Annotated in this window: 18 protein-coding genes and 1 tRNA gene; 5 read left to right on the top strand and 14 right to left on the bottom strand. The window is 66.5% G+C overall.

Translation table 11 applies throughout. The features are described from left to right. Positions 1-6: 6 nt before the first annotated feature. From efp to AC1RPL_RS01305, 8 genes are all read right to left on the bottom strand, one after another. On the bottom strand, positions 7-570 hold the full coding sequence (gene efp, locus AC1RPL_RS01340) for an elongation factor P (protein ID WP_180140806.1): 564 nt from the start codon (positions 568-570) through the stop codon (positions 7-9). A 165-nt stretch (positions 571-735) separates the two neighbouring features. Next, positions 736-1,335, bottom strand: coding sequence for a M23 family metallopeptidase (locus AC1RPL_RS01335; protein WP_493067457.1), 600 nt, complete (start codon positions 1,333-1,335; stop codon positions 736-738). A gap of 4 nt (positions 1,336-1,339) precedes the next feature. Further along, entirely contained in the window at positions 1,340-2,287 is a 948-nt protein-coding gene (locus AC1RPL_RS01330) for a L,D-transpeptidase family protein (protein WP_493067456.1), read from the bottom strand. Between the two features lie 220 nt (positions 2,288-2,507). Continuing rightward, the gene (gene thiE, locus AC1RPL_RS01325) at positions 2,508-3,194 is read right to left on the bottom strand and encodes a thiamine phosphate synthase (protein WP_493067455.1); all 687 of its coding nucleotides are present in this window, start codon (positions 3,192-3,194) and stop codon (positions 2,508-2,510) included. Between the two features lie 39 nt (positions 3,195-3,233). Further along, positions 3,234-4,268 carry a hypothetical protein gene (locus AC1RPL_RS01320; protein ID WP_493067454.1) on the bottom strand — a complete coding sequence of 345 codons (1,035 nt, stop codon included), beginning with the start codon at positions 4,266-4,268 and terminating at the stop codon, positions 3,234-3,236. A gap of 48 nt (positions 4,269-4,316) precedes the next feature. Beyond that, positions 4,317-4,982, bottom strand: coding sequence for an O-methyltransferase (locus tag AC1RPL_RS01315; protein WP_493067453.1), 666 nt, complete (start codon positions 4,980-4,982; stop codon positions 4,317-4,319). Further along, positions 4,982-5,281 (bottom strand): putative quinol monooxygenase, encoded by a 300-nt coding sequence (locus AC1RPL_RS01310; RefSeq protein WP_493067452.1) that lies wholly within the window; start codon positions 5,279-5,281, stop codon positions 4,982-4,984. Before AC1RPL_RS01310 ends, AC1RPL_RS01315 begins: the two co-directional genes overlap by 1 nt. A 74-nt stretch (positions 5,282-5,355) precedes the next feature. Further along, a complete protein-coding gene (locus AC1RPL_RS01305; protein WP_493067451.1) occupies positions 5,356-6,270 on the bottom strand; it encodes a class I fructose-bisphosphate aldolase in 915 nt (304 codons plus the stop codon). Positions 6,271-6,401: 131 nt separating this feature from the next. On the opposite strand from AC1RPL_RS01305, the gene AC1RPL_RS01300 reads away from it, so the two are divergent. Then, positions 6,402-7,583, top strand: coding sequence for an MFS transporter (locus AC1RPL_RS01300; RefSeq protein ID WP_493067450.1), 1,182 nt, complete (start codon positions 6,402-6,404; stop codon positions 7,581-7,583). Here the strand turns inward: AC1RPL_RS01300 and AC1RPL_RS01295 are convergent. From AC1RPL_RS01295 to tkt, 4 genes are all read right to left on the bottom strand, one after another. Continuing rightward, a complete protein-coding gene (locus AC1RPL_RS01295; RefSeq protein ID WP_493067449.1) occupies positions 7,580-9,352 on the bottom strand; it encodes a methyl-accepting chemotaxis protein in 1,773 nt (590 codons plus the stop codon). The genes AC1RPL_RS01300 and AC1RPL_RS01295 overlap by 4 nt on opposite strands. 102 nt (positions 9,353-9,454) lie before the next feature. Further along, the gene (locus AC1RPL_RS01290; protein WP_493067448.1) at positions 9,455-10,648 is read right to left on the bottom strand and encodes a phosphoglycerate kinase; all 1,194 of its coding nucleotides are present in this window, start codon (positions 10,646-10,648) and stop codon (positions 9,455-9,457) included. A gap of 162 nt (positions 10,649-10,810) precedes the next feature. Further along, complete coding sequence (gene gap / locus AC1RPL_RS01285; protein WP_493067447.1) at positions 10,811-11,818, bottom strand: type I glyceraldehyde-3-phosphate dehydrogenase; 1,008 nt, start codon at positions 11,816-11,818, stop codon at positions 10,811-10,813. Beyond that, positions 11,815-13,791 carry a transketolase gene (gene tkt / locus AC1RPL_RS01280; RefSeq protein WP_493067446.1) on the bottom strand — a complete coding sequence of 659 codons (1,977 nt, stop codon included), beginning with the start codon at positions 13,789-13,791 and terminating at the stop codon, positions 11,815-11,817. The genes gap and tkt overlap by 4 nt, the downstream gene beginning before the upstream one ends. Positions 13,792-13,955: 164 nt before the next feature. Here tkt and AC1RPL_RS01275 point away from each other — a divergent pair, with 164 nt between their 5' ends. The 4 genes from AC1RPL_RS01275 to AC1RPL_RS01260 all read left to right on the top strand — a co-directional run bounded on the left by AC1RPL_RS01275 (position 13,956) and on the right by AC1RPL_RS01260 (position 15,530). Next, a complete protein-coding gene (locus AC1RPL_RS01275; protein WP_493067445.1) occupies positions 13,956-14,141 on the top strand; it encodes a hypothetical protein in 186 nt (61 codons plus the stop codon). After that, entirely contained in the window at positions 14,141-14,443 is a 303-nt protein-coding gene (locus AC1RPL_RS01270) for a cell division protein ZapA (RefSeq protein WP_493067444.1), read from the top strand. Before AC1RPL_RS01275 ends, AC1RPL_RS01270 begins: the two co-directional genes overlap by 1 nt. 326 nt (positions 14,444-14,769) lie before the next feature. After that, positions 14,770-15,321 carry a 5-formyltetrahydrofolate cyclo-ligase gene (locus AC1RPL_RS01265; RefSeq protein WP_493067443.1) on the top strand — a complete coding sequence of 184 codons (552 nt, stop codon included), beginning with the start codon at positions 14,770-14,772 and terminating at the stop codon, positions 15,319-15,321. Beyond that, on the top strand, positions 15,303-15,530 hold the full coding sequence (locus tag AC1RPL_RS01260; protein ID WP_493067442.1) for a DUF2842 domain-containing protein: 228 nt from the start codon (positions 15,303-15,305) through the stop codon (positions 15,528-15,530). The genes AC1RPL_RS01265 and AC1RPL_RS01260 overlap by 19 nt, the downstream gene beginning before the upstream one ends. Here AC1RPL_RS01260 and AC1RPL_RS01255 read toward each other — a convergent pair. Together AC1RPL_RS01255 and AC1RPL_RS01250 are read right to left on the bottom strand one after the other, a co-directional pair. Then, positions 15,527-16,357, bottom strand: a complete 831-nt coding sequence (locus AC1RPL_RS01255; RefSeq protein WP_493067441.1) for a hypothetical protein — start codon at positions 16,355-16,357, stop codon at positions 15,527-15,529. The two genes, AC1RPL_RS01260 and AC1RPL_RS01255, sit on opposite strands and share 4 nt — an antisense overlap. Before the next feature lie 99 nt (positions 16,358-16,456). Next, positions 16,457-16,533, bottom strand: a tRNA-Asp gene (locus tag AC1RPL_RS01250). Position 16,534: the final 1 nt, after the last annotated feature.

The following is a 16,534-nucleotide window of genomic DNA, read 5'->3' as shown; positions in this document are numbered from 1 at the left end:
AAGACGTCAGTCAGCCCTACGGACGTAGGTCTGCTCGTACACGTCGACCACGATGCGGGTTCCGCTCGCGATATGCGGCGGCACCAGGATGCGCACGCCATTGTCGAGCACGGCCGGCTTGTACGAGGACGAGGCCGTCTGGCCCTTCACCACCGCATCGGCCTCGACGATCGTCGCTTCGATCGTGTCGGGCAGCTGCACGCTGATGGGGTCCTCGTCGTAAAGCTCCATCACCACGTCCATGCCGTCCTGCAGGAAGGCGGCGGCGTCGCCGAGCAGGTCGCGCGGCAGCGTGGTCTGGTCATAGGTTTCCTTGTCCATGAAGGTGAGCGTGTCACCCTCGGCGAACAGGAACTGGAAATCCTTGGTGTCCAGGCGCACGCGCTCCACGGTCTCCGCCGAGCGGAAGCGGACATTGTTCTTGCGGCCATCGCGCAGGTTCTTGAGCTCGACCTGCATGTACGCACCGCCCTTGCCGGGCTGGGTGTGCTGGATCTTCACCGCACGCCAGATGCCGCCTTCATATTCGATGATGTTGCCGGGACGGATGTCCACGCCGCTGATCTTCATGATCGAGACCTTAGAACTTGAGAAAGAGCCGAGCGGGCGCCTTTAGCCGCGCAGGGCCTGTTGGGCAAGTCATCCGGCGCAGGAGTGGAAGCCGGGGTCTCGTGCCACATGCTGTCCGGGTTGCGGCGCGAGATCCCGGCTTCCAGGCGCATGACGGACACGAAGCTAGCGTTCCGTACCTTTGAGCAGAGGATAGGGGTTGATGTTCTGTCCCTGCCACCAGCCTTCGCCGGGCTGCATCAGCTTGATTTCGAAATGCAGGTGTGGCGCTCCGCCCGCAGCACTGCCGGTATTGCCGACCGTCGCGATCCGCTCGCCTTGGCGCACCGTCTGCTTCTCGGCGACGAGATAGGTGTCGAGATGCGCGTAGTAGTGGATCGAGGCGCCGTCGGTCGTGCGGACATAGATCGTATGCCCGCCATTCACGCTTTCGAAGATCTTCTCGACCCTGCCCGAAGCCGCGGCGAGCACGGGCGTGCCCTTGGCGGCCATGATATCGATCGCATGATGCTCGCGCTGTCCGCCGCCGCGGCTCTGGCCCCAGGTATCGCTGAGCTGGCGGACTGCCACGCCCTCGACCGGGATGACCAGCGCCCCCGCATCGCCGGCGCCGGCGGGCGGCGCGGCCTGGGGTTCGGTCGGCACCGGCTCGGCAATCGTCGCGGCGGGTTGAACCGAGATCCGAACCAGCGACAGGAACCCCACCGCAAGCAGCAGCAGCAGTGCGCCCATCCCCCAGCCAAGCCGTTTCGCCCAGAGGATCATCGCGCTATTCCTGGAAGACCGCTTCGGTGCCCGGCTTCACCATCAGCGCGAGGCGTGCCGCGTCCCAATTGGTCAGGCGAATGCAGCCATGGCTTTCGGTACGGCCGATCGTCTGCGGCTCGGGCGTGCCATGGATGCCGTAATGCTGCTTGGAGAGATCCAGCCACACCACGCCCACCGGACCGTTCGGCCCCGGCGGCAGCATCGCCGGGTCACTGTCCTTCTTCGCGTCCCAGAACAACTTGGGGTTGTAGTGGAACTTCGGGTTGGTGTCCGCGCCGTTGATCTTCCAGGTGCCGAGCGGCAGCGGATCATGCTCGCTGCCCATCGTCGCGCTGAACTGGGCGATGAGCTGGCCATATTTGTCGAACACCTTGAGCACCTTCTCGCTCTTGTCGACGACGATGTGATCGGCCTCAGGCACCTTGGCCTCGACATTCAGGTCGTTGAGCGTCTGGCGCCACTCGGGCTTGATGGTCGCGGGATAATCGCGTGACGCGGGCAATGCATTGGGGAAGACGAAGTCCGCCCCGGGCCTGATCGCCCGCCCGCCTGGGTTCAGCTCCACCAGCACTTCGGGCGTGGTATGGAACATCTCGGCCAGCTTCTCGAGCGGGCGAGTATAGGCTAGCGAGGCCAGCTTGGCCTGCTGCTCCGGATCCTTGGGCATCGGATTGACGTAGGGGCCCTTGAGCGCGTCGGCATCGAGCGTCAGCCGTTTGACCGGACGCAGCGAGGCGTATGGGGCCAGCGCCCGCAACGTCGCGCGGTCGAGAGTGCCGCTCGTCTGGATGCCTTGCGAAGTCTGAAAACCCTTGAGTGCAGCGGTAAGCGATTGCCCCTCGCGCCCGTCGAGAATTCCCGGCGAGAAGCCGAGATGATCGAGGATAACCTGCGCATGGAGGATTGTGTAGTCGATCGGCGGCCGCGCGGAAGTTCCCGGCTGGCCCACCGCAGCGGGACCGAACGAGGCACAAGCGAGACAAGTTGCAAGTCCAAGGAATTTCCGCACCAAATCAAGCTCCTGCCATGATGTTCCGGAAGAACAACGGCTGGAACCGGTGGGAGTTTCCTCCGCTATCTGTCACCCCGGCGAAAACCGGGCCCAGGGTGTCTGTCGTGTCGCATATGGCTATGCGTTCCGGCTTTCGCCGGGATGACGGCCTGGAGGATCACGCGAACAACGCGCCGAATGCCCGCACCGCAGCTTCCTCGTCCCCGCCCCAGACGGCACTGGACGCCGCGAGGAAGTCCGCGCCCGCCTTGACCAGCGGCGCGGCGTTCGCCGGGGTGATCCCGCCGATCGCGACCGAAGGCAGCTCGAACATCGTCGACCACCAGCTCAGGATCGACGGATCGGGATGGTGGCGGGTTTCCTTGGTCGTCGTTGGATAGAAGGCGCCGAACGCGACATAGTCCGCGCCCGCCTCGCCCGCTTCCATCGCGAGATGCCGGCTGTCATGGCACGTCACGCCGATCTGCACCTCAGGACCCAGCACCGCACGTGCCTCCCGGGGATCGCCATCGCCCTGCCCTAGATGCACGCCATCCGCGTTGAGGCGCTTGGCCAGGCTGACATCGTCGTTGACGATGAAGGCGACGTCGGCATCCGCGCAGATCTGCCGGAGCGGTTCGCCCAGGCGCGCCGCCTCATGCTGGTCGACGCCCTTCACGCGCAGCTGGAACGCTGCCACCGGCCCGGCGCCGAGCGCGCGCTTCAGCCGCTCGGGGAAGGCACCCGCCACGTCGAGCGGGGAGATCAGGTAGAGCTGGCACTTCGGCCGGCGCGTGTCGCGCACGAACTGATCGGCGAAATTCGGGTCGAGCGGCGGCAGGCCGTCTTCGTCTAGGTCGGTCATCATGCCGCCATCTCCCCGCACGGCGCTGCGGTCAAGCGTTCAGCTGCCGGCCATCGCCGCATTCTCCTGCGCGCTCACCTCGTTGATGAGGTTGCGGATCTGGCCAAAGGCATTGGTGGTGGTCCGGATATCGCCCACCGCCAGCTGACCGGCGCGTGCCTTTGCGGCCGTGGCGCGCAGTGCCGCGCTATAGGTGCCGGTCGCATCGAAAAGCCGGAGATCGACGCGCAGCACCGCGCCGGTCTGGCGCAGCACCCGCGTGGCGCTGCTGTCGCCGCCGGCCTTGATCAACGCATCCCACTTGGCAAGCTTGGCGATCATCACGCGCCTGCCCTCCAGCGAGATGGCGTCGATATCGTCGGCGAAGCGCGCCAGATCCCTGGCAAGTGCCGGGTCCTGCTTGCCGCGCATCGCCAGCTTGGCAGCGGTCAGTACCCGGCTGGCCGACTGGAAGATGCGCGTCTGGAGCAGGATCACCTGATAGGCGCCCATCTCGCGATCGGCGGTGGCCAGGCTGGCATTGGAGAGGATCGCCTGGGTATCGAGGAGCAGTTGCGCGGCGTCGAGCATCTGCCCGGCGGCGGCGATCGTGGCCTTCTCGTCGCGCCGCGCCATCGCGGCCAGCATCGGGCCGAAACTGTCGAGCAGCGAGTCGATCCGGTCGTAGAGCTTGAGCACCTCCACGACCAGCGCGCCGGTCTTGGCATCGGCATCCAGTTCCAGCGCAGGAAAGGCCGGGGTGTCCAGCGCCCGCACCCGGCCCCGCGCTTCCGCCACTTTTCCCTTGGCGCGTGTGACTACCTGGCGAAAGCGTGCCGTGGCGTCGCCTGACGCACGTGCCGCCGCCTGCCATTCGCCCTGGAGGTTCTGCAACTCGGCGGTCGCTTCCTGGTTCGCTTCATCAAGTCGGAGCAGCCAGGTGCCATAGGCCGACATTTCCGTCTGCAGCGCCTTCATGTCCGCGTCGTCTGAGGTCGGCTGCGCCGTGGAGTGCCTGTCCTTCGGCGTGGTCTGGGCCTGCGCCGGCAGCGCCAGGACGCATGGCAGCAATGACGCCAGGATGATGCGTTTCATTGGAAGTCCCCCTTTTTCGCGCATCCTGCGCGCGACAGGAGGCAAAACTCAAGCGCCGACGATGGCCAGCAGGAACCCGTCCCAGCCCTTGTTGCCCACGGTCTGGATCGCTGTGGCGTCGAGGCGGGGCTCCGCCGCGATTGCGCCGTACAACGCACGCGTGCCGGCCACGCTAGGATCGATGCTGGCAGAGTCCAGCACCGCGCCGTTCCGCACGACATTGTCGAAGACGATCACGCTGCCCGGGCGGGTTAGCTTCAGCGCGGCGTCGAGATATGCGACATTGCTCGGCTTGTCGGCATCGACGAACACCAGGTCGAACGCTGCTTCGCCCGCATCGATCATCGCGGCCAGACTATCCGCCGCCGGCCCGGTGCGCACGTCGCAGCGTTCCGCCAGCCCGGCCTGCGCCAGATTGGCCCGCGCTACCTCGGCATGGTGCGGATCGAGTTCGAGCGTTACCAGTTGCCCGTCCGCCGGCAACGCGCGGGCGAGCCAGATCGTCGAATAGCCGCCCAGCGTCCCCACTTCGAGAATGCGCTTGGCGCCCGCCATCCGCGCGAACAGCTGGAGCATCTTGCCCTGCGCCGCCGAGACATCGATGGCCGGCAATCCGCCCGCTTCATTGGCCGCCAGCGCCGCGCCGAGCGCCGGATCGGGATCGAGCAGATGCTCGCCGATATATCCGTCCACCGCGGCCCAGCGATCCGCCATCAACCCGGCATGCCCACGGGCCGCGTCTCGACGTGCGTCTCGAACCCGGCGATCATCGGCCGGCCCTTCGCGATCGCCGCCTGCACTGCAGGCAGCTTGAGAGAATCGGTGTGGAATTGCTGGTTCTTCCACACCTCGGTGATCCAGATGCCGTCGGCATCCTTCACATCCTCCGCGATCAGATAGGCCAGGCATCCCGGCATGTCCGCGGTGCCCGCGCTCAGCAAGGCGACCAGCGCGGCGCGCTTGCCGGGCTGCGCCTTGATCTTGCCGATCATGCCGTAAAGGCCGTCTTCCATCGCCATTCCCCTCGCAAGCGCCGGCCCGCCCGCCACAGCGAGCGCGAGCCCTGCCAGGAGGGGACGGCGACCGATCATTCCTCGTTCTTGTAGATGCGGACGAGCTTGTCGAGCATCGACAGCGCTTCGTCGCGCGGGCGCTGGAAGGTGTTGCGGCCGATGATCGATCCGTTGCCGCCCCCGTCACGAATGTCGCGCGCGTCCTGATAGACTGCATCGGCGCCCTTGGCCGCGCCGCCCGAGAAGACGACGACGCGGCGGCCGTTGAAGCAGCTCTTCACGACATGCCCGACGCGAGTCGACTGGGCCGACCAGTCGGTGCCTTCATAGGCCTTCTTGGCGTCTTCCTGCTCGATATGGTCGCTGGGCAGCTTCACCTTGATGATGTGCGCGCCGAGCAGCGCCGCCATGTGCGCAGCATAGGCGCCGACGTCGAGCGCCAGCTCGCCCGACTTGGGCAGCTTGCCGCCGCGCGGATAGGACCAGAGCACCGTGGGGATGCCGACCGACTTGGCCTCGGCCGAGAGCTCCTTGATCTCTTCCATCATCTCGAACACGTCGTCCGAGCCAGGATAGATGGTGAAGCCGATCGCGGCGCAGCCCAGGCGCAGCGCATCGTCCACGCCCGCGGTCACCGCCTGGTTGGCGGCGGTCGCCCAGCTGTTCGAGCTGTTGCACTTGAGGATCGTCGGGATCTGGCCGGCGAAGGTGTCGGCGCCCGCCTCGAGCATGCCGAGCGGCGCGGCATAGGCGCTCAGGCCCGCGTCGATCGCAAGCTGATAATGATAATGGGGATCATAGGCGTCGGGGTTCACCGCGAAGCTGCGCGCCGGGCCGTGCTCGAAGCCCTGGTCCACGGGGAGGATGATCAGCTTGCCGGTGCCGCCCAGCTTGCCCTGCATCAGGATGCGGGCGAGGTTCGCCTTCACGCCGGGATTGTCGGACTCATAGTTCGCGAGAATGGATTTGATCGCGGGCGTGATCGACATTTTTGTCCCCTGATTCGTGTAGTGCTGTATGGCCCCTATCGACCTGTTTCGCAGGCGAAAAGGCTGACAACGCTGCCACGGCTACCCATTTGAGGGTTGCCATTGCTGCGGTGCAGCGCTTGAGGGGCCAGATGAGCAGTTCCGACACGCACGACCTCGGCCCCGGCCTCACCCTGCTGATGGCTGCGGCCTGCGGGCTGATGGTGGCCAATCTCTATTATGCCCAGACGCTGATCGATGGAATCGGGCCCGATATCGGGCTGTCGCCCTGGATCGCCGGTGCGATCGTCACGCTCACCCAACTCGGATATGGAATCGGCCTGGCGTTGATCGTGCCGCTGTCGGACCTGTACGAGAACAAGCGGCTGATCCTGCTCGCCACCGGCGGCGCGATCCTGGGCTGTATCGGCATCGCCTTCGCGCGCGGACCGGAGATCTTCCTGGCGGCATCGTTGCTCACCGGCGTGTGTTCGGTCGGCGCGCAGATCCTGGTGCCCATGGCCGCACATCTCAGCAGCGAGCAGCGCCAGGGCCGCACCATTGGCCTGGTGATGAGCGGCCTGCTCACCGGCATCATGCTCGCCCGCCCCTTTGCCAGCTTCATCGCCGAGATCGCCGGGTGGCGGGCGGTGTTCCTGCTGTCGGCCGGGATCATGGCCGCGACCGGCGCGGCGCTCCTGCTCTGGCTGCCCCGGCGCCAGCCCAAGGCGGGCCTCCATTATGGCACGATACTCGCCTCGCTTTTCGCGTTGCTGCGAGACCATGGCCAACTCCGCCTGCGCGCCTTCTACCAGGCGCTGCTGTTCCTCGCCTTCAACCTGTTCTGGACCGTGGCGCCGCTGGTGCTTATCCATCGCTTCCATCTCGGCCATGGCGGCGTTGCCCTGTTCGCGCTGGCCGGCGCCGGCGGCGCGCTGGCGGCACCGATCGCCGGGCATCTGGCCGACAAGGGCAAGGCGCGGCTGACCACCGCCTGCGCGCTGGCGCTGCTGGCGATCTCGTTTCTCGCAGCCGACTGGGTGGTGGCACTCGGCAGCGTGATCGCCTTCGCGGTTACCGCCATGCTGATCGATGCCGCCGTGCAGCTCAACCAGATCTCGGGCCAGCGCATCATCTTCGGCCTCGACCCGCACGCGCGCGGCCGGATCAACGCGATCTACATGACGATTGTCTTCGTCGTCGGCGCACTCGGCTCGCTGGTCGGCACCGCCAGCTATGAAGCTGGCGGTTGGCCGTTCACCGCACTGATCGGCGCCGGGATCGGTGCGCTGTGCCTCGCCGCCTTTGCGCTGCTGGACCGCAACCCAGCTTAGTGGACGGTCGCCAGCACGGCGGCGCGAGAGCCGCACATCGCGTTGGCGGCATCCACCTTGAACCGCGCTGCCTGGACGGCAAGCTGGGTGACTTCGTTCGACAGCGAGCGCGACGCCGCCGAGGTTTCCTCGACCATCGCGGCATTCTGCTGCGTGGTGCGGTCCATCGATCCGATCGCGCCGTTGATCTCGGCGATCGCGCTTGCCTGCACGGCATTGTCCGCCGCCATGCCGCCGACCAGCGCATGGACTTCGCCCACGCCGTCGCAAATTCCTGCAAGAGCACCGTCGACGCGCTCCACGGCGGCGACCGCGGCGTGAATGTCGGTCTGCGTGACGGTGAGTTGATCGCGTGCCCGCTTCGCCTCTTCCTCGGCACGCATGGCGAGCGCCGAGACGAGGTCCGCGACCACCGCAAAGCCCCTGCCCGCCTCGCCGGCGCGGCCGGCCTCGACCGCGGCGTTCATCGCCAGCACGCGCGTCTGGAACGCGATCTTGTCGAGCCCCTCGATGACCGAGTCGATGCCCTTGGCACTCTCGCTCACCCGGCTCATCGCCTGCACCGCCTCGTCGGTGACCTCACGGCCGCCATTGACCGCGCCGATCGCTTCGCTGGCCCGGGCGACGGTCCGCGCCGCAGCATCGGTGCTCACGCGCAGCCGCGCGTCGACCTGGTTGATCGCGGCGTTGGTCTCCTCGAGGCTCGCGGCATTGCTCTGGGTGCGCTCTGCAAGGTTCTCCGAGGCGTCGGCGATCTCGCCCGCGCCGGAGCGGATCGCCTCGGCACTGTCGCGCACCGCGCCGATCAGCCCGCTCAAATTCTCCAGCGCGCCGTTGAAATTGGCCTTCACCGCCGCATAGCTCTTGGGAAAATCGCCGCCGATATGCGCGGTAAGGTCGCCTTCGGAGAGCTTGCCGAGCCCGTCGGACAGCGTCTCGACCACATGGCGCTGTTCGGCGTCCGCAACGGCCTTTGCGGCATCCGCGGCTTCCTTGGCGATGGCAGCGTCGCGGAACACCAGCAGCGCGCGGGCCATGTCGCCGATCTCGTCGCGGCGCTCGGCATCGGGCACATCGACGCGGTTATCGCCACCGGCGAGCCGCTTCATGATCCCGGTCATCGAGACGATCGGGCTGCCTAGCAGCTTGCGCAGGAGCAGCCACAGCGCGCCCGCCGCGACGACCAGCGCCAGTCCGCCGAGGATGATCGAACGCTCTTCCTCGCGGCTCGCGCTATCGATCGCGGCCAGGCTCTTCTGGACGTCCTCATATTTCTCTTCGCGGAGCGCCTCGGCACCCTGGGCCAGCGTGCGTACCCCGGCCGAGGCGCGCTCGTCCTGCAGCAGTTCGCGCGCCCTTGCCGCCTCGGAGGCCGACATATGGGCAAGCAGCGGCGCGACCGTCTCGGTGCGCCACTTGCCGACGCCCTGCACGGTGGAGTCGAGCAGGGCCTGGTCCTTGCCATCCTTGAGCAGCGGACGCAGCGCTCCAGCCGCCTTGTCGAATTGCGCGATGCTGCGCTGGAAGGCGGCGGCATCGGCCGGATCGTTGCTCATCGTATAGCCGCGCAGATTGGCGACGGCGGCAAGCAGCGAATTCTCGATCTCGGAGGCGAGCGCCTGCTCCTGGTCGATCTTGCCGTTCGCCTCGGTAAGGCTGCCGACCTCGGCCGACGTCACATAGACGAAGGTCATGATCGCGGCGGCGATCAGGATCACCAGCGCGAAGGCGCTGGCGAGCTTGTGCGAAATCGGCAGGGACTTGGTCATCGAGGCTCCGGCGGGGCGACGGACGCCGGACGCGCCTGTCCCCGCAGAGCAATTATAGTAGGACCACGCGCCGGTGGTTTCCCGGCGCCACATTAAACAATGCTAACGCGCGAGCGCCGCAACGCCGGGAAGCTCCTTGCCTTCCATCCACTCCAGGAAGGCGCCCCCCGCGGTCGAGACGAAGGTGAACTCGTCCGCCACCCCGGCCTGGTTGAGCGCCGCCACTGTGTCGCCGCCGCCGGCGACCGAGACCAGCTGGCCTTCCTTGGTGAGCGCCGCCGCGGTCTTGGCGAGGCTGATCGTCGCCGTGTCGAAGGGCGGGGTTTCGAACGCACCGAGCGGGCCGTTCCAGACGAGCGTGCGACAGGTCTTGAGCACGTCCGCGAGCGCCTCTGTCGCCGCCGGGCCGACATCGAGGATCATCTCGTCGGCCGCGACTTCATGGACGTTGATCGTGCGCAGGCTCGGCGGATTGGCCGCGAACTCCTTCGCCACCACCACGTCATAGGGCAGGTGCACGGTGCAGTTCGCCTTGTCCGCCGCGTCGAGGATCTCCTCGGCGGTGCCGGTCAGGTCGTGCTCACACAGCGACTTGCCCACATCCACGCCGCGCGCGGCCAGGAAGGTGTTGGCCATGCCGCCGCCGATGATCAGGTGATCGACCTTCTCGACCAGGTGGCGCAGCACGTCGAGCTTGGACGAGACCTTGGCACCACCGACCACGGCCGCGACCGGATGCTCGGGATTGCCCAGCGCCTTGTCGAGCGCATCGAGTTCGGCTTCCATCTGGCGGCCGGCGAATGCGGGCAGCTCGTGGGCGAGGCCCTCGGTCGAGGCGTGGGCGCGGTGCGCTGCCGAGAAGGCGTCGTTGACGTAGATATCACCCAGCGCCGCGAGGGCGGAGACGGTCTCCGGCGCGTTCTTCTCCTCGCCGGCATCGAAGCGGGTATTCTCGAGCAGGGCGATGTCGCCGTCGCCCATCGCGTCGATCGCTTCGGCCGCACCGTCGGTATCGATGAAGCGCACTTCGCGACCCAGCACATGGCTGAACGGCTGGGTGACGAGCGAAAGGCTCATCTCCGGATTGCGCTGCCCCTTCGGACGGCCGAAATGCGCGAGCACGATGACCTTGGCGCCCCTGTCCGCCAGCTCGGCAACGGTCTGCACCGCGGCGCGCAGCCGGGTGTCGTCGGTCACTTGGCCATCGGCCATCGGCACGTTCAGGTCCTCACGGACCAGCACGCGCTTGCCGGCGATCTCGCCCATATCGTCGAGCGTCTTGAAGGGGCGGGTCATGTGCTTCCTCGCATTTGATCGTTGTTGCGGGGGCCTACATGGCCTCCCCTCCCACCGTCACCCTGAACTTGTTTCAGGGTCCAACCTCTACGGGCAATGCCGCTTGAGGCGCGTTGGATGCTGAAACAAGTTCAGCATGACGGCAGGTTTTGAGGGCAGTTCTTAGCCCAGCTTCGCCATCGCGCCGGCGGTATCCACCATGCGATTCGAGAAGCCCCACTCGTTATCGTACCAGCTCACCACACGGACAAGCTTGCCGTCGATCACCGCGGTTTCCAGGCTGTCGACGGTCGACGAGGCCGGGGTGTGGACGATGTCGATCGAGACCAAAGGCTCGTCCGAATACCAGAGGATGCCCTTGAGCGGGCCGCTCTCGGACGCCGCCTTGAGCACCGCGTTCACTTCCTCGACGGTCGTGTCGCGGCTTGGCGTGAAGGTGAGATCGACAAGGCTGCCGTCCGGAACCGGAACGCGGATCGCCGAGCCGTCCAGCTTGCCCTTCAGCTCTGGCAGCACTTCGGCCACGGCGCGGGCGGCGCCCGTCGTGGTCGGGATGATGCTCATCGCGGCGGCGCGGGCGCGACGCAGGTCCGGATGGATCTGGTCCAGGATCTTCTGGTCGTTGGTATAGGCGTGGACCGTGGTCATCAGGCCGCGCTCGATGCCGATCTTGTCGTTCAGCACCTTGGCGATCGGTGCCAGGCAGTTGGTCGTGCACGACGCGTTGGAAACGATCGTGTGGCCGGCCTCGAGCTTGTCGTTGTTCACGCCGAACACGACCGTCAGGTCGACATTCTTGCCCGGGGCCGAGATCAGCACCTTCTTCGCGCCGGCATCGATGTGCTTCTGGGCCGAAGCACGGTCGGTGAAGAAGCCGGTGCACTCGAGCACCAGCTCCACGCCGTTCTCGGCATGCGGCAGGTTGGCGGGATCGCGCTCGGCGGTCACCTTGATGCGCTTGCCGTCGATGACGAGGTCGTTGCCATCGGCCGAGACGGTGCCCGGATACTTGCCGTGGACGCTGTCGCGCGAGAACAGCCAGGCGTTCGACTTGGCGTCCGCGAGATCGTTGATCGTGACCAGTTCGAGCCCGCTATCCGGACGCTCCAGGATCGCGCGCGCCACCAGTCGACCGATGCGCCCGAACCCGTTGATCGCAACCTTCGTCATGCCTGTTCTCCGTTCAACTTTTCGACGATCTGCGGAACGATGGCTCCCGCAGTGAGCCCGAAATGCTCGTACAGCTTCAGATAGGGACCCGAGGCACCGAATCCATCCACGCCAAAGTTTAGCCCATCCAAGCCCGTGTATCGCTCCCAGCCATGCGTCACGCCCGCCTCGATCGAGACCTTGAGGGCATGCGCCGGCAGTAGGTCGCGCTTGTACTGCGCGTCCTGCGCATCGAAGCGCTCCCAGCACGGCATCGAGACGACGTCGGCACCGATGCCCTGGGCCTCCAGCGCGTCGCGCACATCGACCGCGATCTCGACTTCGGAGCCGCTAGCGAGCAGCACCACCTGGCGCGGCGCCTCGGCCTCGCGGATCGCATAGCCGCCGCGCGCCGAACGATTCTCGGCAGCCTCGGTGCGCAACTGCGGCAGGTTCTGGCGGCTAAGCGCGAGCAGGCCGGGGCCGTCCTGCTTCTGCAGCGCGAGCTCCCAGCATTCCGCCGTTTCGATCGTGTCGCACGGACGATAGACGTCGAGATTGGGGATCACGCGCAGGCTGGCGAGATGCTCGACCGGCTGGTGGGTCGGGCCGTCCTCGCCCAGGCCGATCGAGTCGTGCGTCATCACATAGACGACGCGCGCCTGCTGGAGCGCAGAGAGGCGGATCGCGGCGCGGCAATAGTCGGCGAAGACCAGGAAGGTGCCGCCATAGGGGATCACGCCGCCATGCAGCGCCATGCCGTTCATCGCGGCCGACATGCCGAACTCGCGGATACCGTAATAGACGTAGCGGCTGCCGTAATTCTCGGCGTTGAACGCACCCAGGCCCTTGGTCAGGGTGTTGTTCGAGCCGGTGAGATCGGCCGATCCGCCGACCGTGTCGGGCAGCTGGGCGTTGATCGCCTCGAGCGCGATCTCGCTCGCCTTGCGGGTCGCGATCTTCTGCGGCGCGTCGAGCAACCCTTGGATATGATCCTGCATCGAGAACCAGGCCGGCAACTCGCCGCGCATCCGGCGCTCGAACTCGGCACGGTCCTCATGCGCTTCCAGGCGCTGCTTCCATTCGGCATGCGGCACCGCGCCGCGCTTGCCGGCGGCCAGCCAGGTCTCGCGGATATCGGCCGGGATCTCGAACGGACCGCAGGTCCAGCCGAGCCTCGCGCGCGCGGCGGCTACTTCGTCCTTGCCGAGCGGCGAGCCGTGGACCTTGGACGAGCCCTGCTTGTTGGGCGCGCCAAAGCCGATGATCGTGCGGCACTTGACCAGCGACGGCAGGTCGCTCGCAATCGCCTCGTCAAGGGCGCGGGCGATGTCGGCGGCGTCATGGCCATCGCACTCGACGACCTGCCAGCCGGAGGCACGGTAGCGCGCGGGGATGTCCTCGCTCGAAGAGAGCGACACCGCGCCGTCGATCGTGATCTTGTTGTCGTCCCACAGCACGATCAGCTTGCCGAGCTTCAGATGCCCGGCCAGGCCGACCGCCTCATGGTTGATGCCTTCCATCAGGCAGCCGTCGCCGGCGATCACCCAGGTGCGGTGATCGACCAGCTCGTCGCCATAGGTCGCGTTGAGGTGACGCTCGGCAGCGGCCATGCCGACCGCCATCGCGAAGCCTTGGCCAAGCGGGCCGGTGGTGCACTCCACGCCCGGCAGCTCGAAATTCTCGGGGTGGCCGGCGCAGGGGCTGCCGATCTGGCGGAAGTCCTGGATGTCCTTCAGCGTCGGGCGCGCATAGCCGGTGAGGTACAGCGTCGAATAGAGCAGCATCGACCCATGGCCGGCCGACAGCACGAAGCGATCGCGGTCCGCCCATTTGGGATCGGCCGGATCGAACTTCAGATAATCCTGGAACAGCACCGTGGCGACGTCCGCCATGCCCATCGGCATGCCCGGGTGCCCCGAATTGGCCGCCTCCACGGCGTCCATCGACAATGCTCGGATCGCATTGGCGCAGTCGGTGAAGCTTGCGGTCACTTGGAGTCCCCTGATGCTGGCGCGCACGCCTTTGGTGCCCTTGGGAGCCCACGTCAACCGCGGACTCGGGCCGGCGCTGCTCCGGTTCGCCTCACCGACGCGAGGATGAAACCGATGCCAATCGGGGGTTGCTAGCTTCGGATAGCGTGCGTAACGCTTGATCCATGGCAAGTACGCCCGCCGATCGTATCGAAATGGCCCTCGTCCGCATCGAGAAAGCCGCAGCAGCGCGGGCATATGCCTGTGAACGCATCACCCAGCGCCACGCCAAGCTGCGTTCGCGCATCGAGGATGCGGTGTCGTCGCTCGACGCGCTGATCGCGCGCGAAGCCCGGGGCGAGGAAGACTGATGGCCGATATCGATCTCACCGTAGCCGGCCGCAGCTATTCAGTTGCCGCGCGCGAGGGCGACGAGCCGCATCTTCGCCATCTCGAATCGATCCTGCAGAAGCATTCCGACACCGCACTGCGCGCCTCGGGCGGCCTCAATGCCGAGCGCACCCTGGTCTATCTCGCGCTGATCCTCGCCGACATGCTCGACGAGACCGAGCGCAACCCGCCGGAGGGGGTCTCCCCGGTATTGCTGGAGCGTATCGCCGATCGGCTGGAGGCTGTGGCCGCGGCGCTCGAAGAGGATGCCTCGGAGGCCTGACCTCTTTGATCGTCATCCCCGCGAAGGCGGGAATCCCGAGTCACGAAGGACGCTGCTCTGCCACCCTGATCCCCATCTTCGTGGGGATAACGAATTTGGGTGAAGCCGTTGCGGTTATGCGCTTAACCCCCTATATCCATTCATGGCGGGCACTGCCCGGTACGAGCCTTTGCAATTATCCCTGAGGCTATTCATCTTCCAATGGGGGCTGTCCCTGTGCAGATCTTGGTCTGCTGCATATGGTCCCCACCTGACGTAACAGGCGTCGGAGGATATTCTGGCAAACGGCCATGGCGGTCCCGCCACCGCTCCCCTAAAGACGTTGCATGATCGACAAGCTTGCCCTGCGGGCCCAGCTCCGTGCCGAGCGTGACGCCTTCGCCGCCGAAGCGAGCGAGGCGATCCTCGCCCCCGATCATTTCCTCGAAAAGCTCGCGCCCGGCCTGATCGTGGCGACCTATTGCGCGATCGGCAGCGAAGCCGACCCGACCCAGCTCGCCGCCGCTGCCGCCGAGCGCGGCTGCATACTTGCCCTGCCCTTCGTCATCGGCCGCCCCGAGCCGATCCGCTTCCTCGCCTGGCAGCTGGGCCAGCCGCTGGTCGATGGCCCTTTCGGCCTGCGCCAGCCGCATGCCGGCAGCCCCGAAGTCGCACCGGACATCATCCTCACGCCGCTTGTCGGGTTCGACGCGCGCCTGAACCGCCTCGGCCAGGGTGCCGCGCATTATGACCGCGCCTTCGCCCGTTACCCCGACGCGACCCGGATCGGCGTCGCCTGGTCGATCCAGGAAGTGCCGGCGATCCCGTCGGACATCTGGGACGTTCCGCTCCACGCAGTGATCACCGAGAAAGGCATGACATGGCACCAGGGAGCGTGAAGCCGAGCTGGCGCAAGCCCGCCGGTGCCTTGGGCATCATCGCCTGGATATTCCTCTGGGTGATCCTGGTCGCGAGCTTCTCGCACTGGATCGGCCAATTGCACGTGCTCGCCCAGCTGCCGGTCTACATCGTCACCGGCGTGGTCTGGGTGCTGCCGCTGGGCGGCGTGCTGCGCTGGATGGAAACGGGGCGCTGGCGCACGGCCTAACCGCCCCCGCTCTCGCTTCCGTCCTTATCCTCTTTCGCGGGATCCTTGCCGCCGCGCAGCTTCTTCAGTGCCAGCCAGATCGCGCCGAGCGCACCGATCACCGCCGCGAGCCCGAGCAGCGCGCCCTTCAGGCTGGTGAAGAATTTCGCCATATCGTCGAAGAATTCCGGCCAGTTCCGCGGGCGCGCCTGGACGTCGATCTCGAAGGTCTTGGGCTCCAGCACGGGCTGCCAGACCTCGCCGGAACCGCCGATGATCGGCACGCCCACCGTCAGCGTCAGCTTGTGCTTGCCGAGAACCAGCGCTTCCACGCTCCATTGCCACACCTGTTGCCCCCTGGCGGGCATCGGCTTCACCACCGGCCCCGTCGGCGCGATCTTGAACATGCTGCCCGGCGAGGTCAGTTCGGCCGAGACATTCTCGCCGATCGACACCTTCTCCGTTCGGACCATGTTCGTATTGCCCGGCTCGCCTGCCACGGCGTTCACCACCGCCTCCGCATCGGCAGCCTGGCCGATCACCAAAATTATCGTCTCCGGCGCTCCCATCCGCATCTTTCGGGGCGGATCGAATGCGGCGACGCCCTCGGTCAGGGCGCTGGCCTGGCGAGTATATTCGTCGCATTGCGCGGGCGCGGCCTGCCTGCCGCCGATCGCCGGGCAGGCGACGGGCGCATTATCCATGGCCACATTGGCGATATCGCCTCCAACCGACATATTGTCGGTAACGCTCGTGTCGATCGCCACCATATTAGTCGTTTCGGTCCGGTTATTGCACCCCGAGACGACGAACAGCGCAAGGACGATCGGCAGCACAGGACGGCGCATTGCTTCCTCCATGGGAGCACGGGGAGAGATGCGCGACCGCTCGTTGATTTAAAGCTGTTGGGATAAGGCTAGGCCCCGCTGGCATCAAGTGCAAGCGCGTGGCGCGAGTGACGGGGCTCGAACCCGCGACCTCCGGCGTGACAGGCCGGCGCTCTAACCAACTGAGCTACACCCGCA

This window comes from Sphingomonas sp. GW821-FHT12D09 (assembly GCF_058807215.1).
Note: the sequence above shows the minus strand (reverse complement) of the source record. Positions and strands in the feature narration are given on the sequence as shown.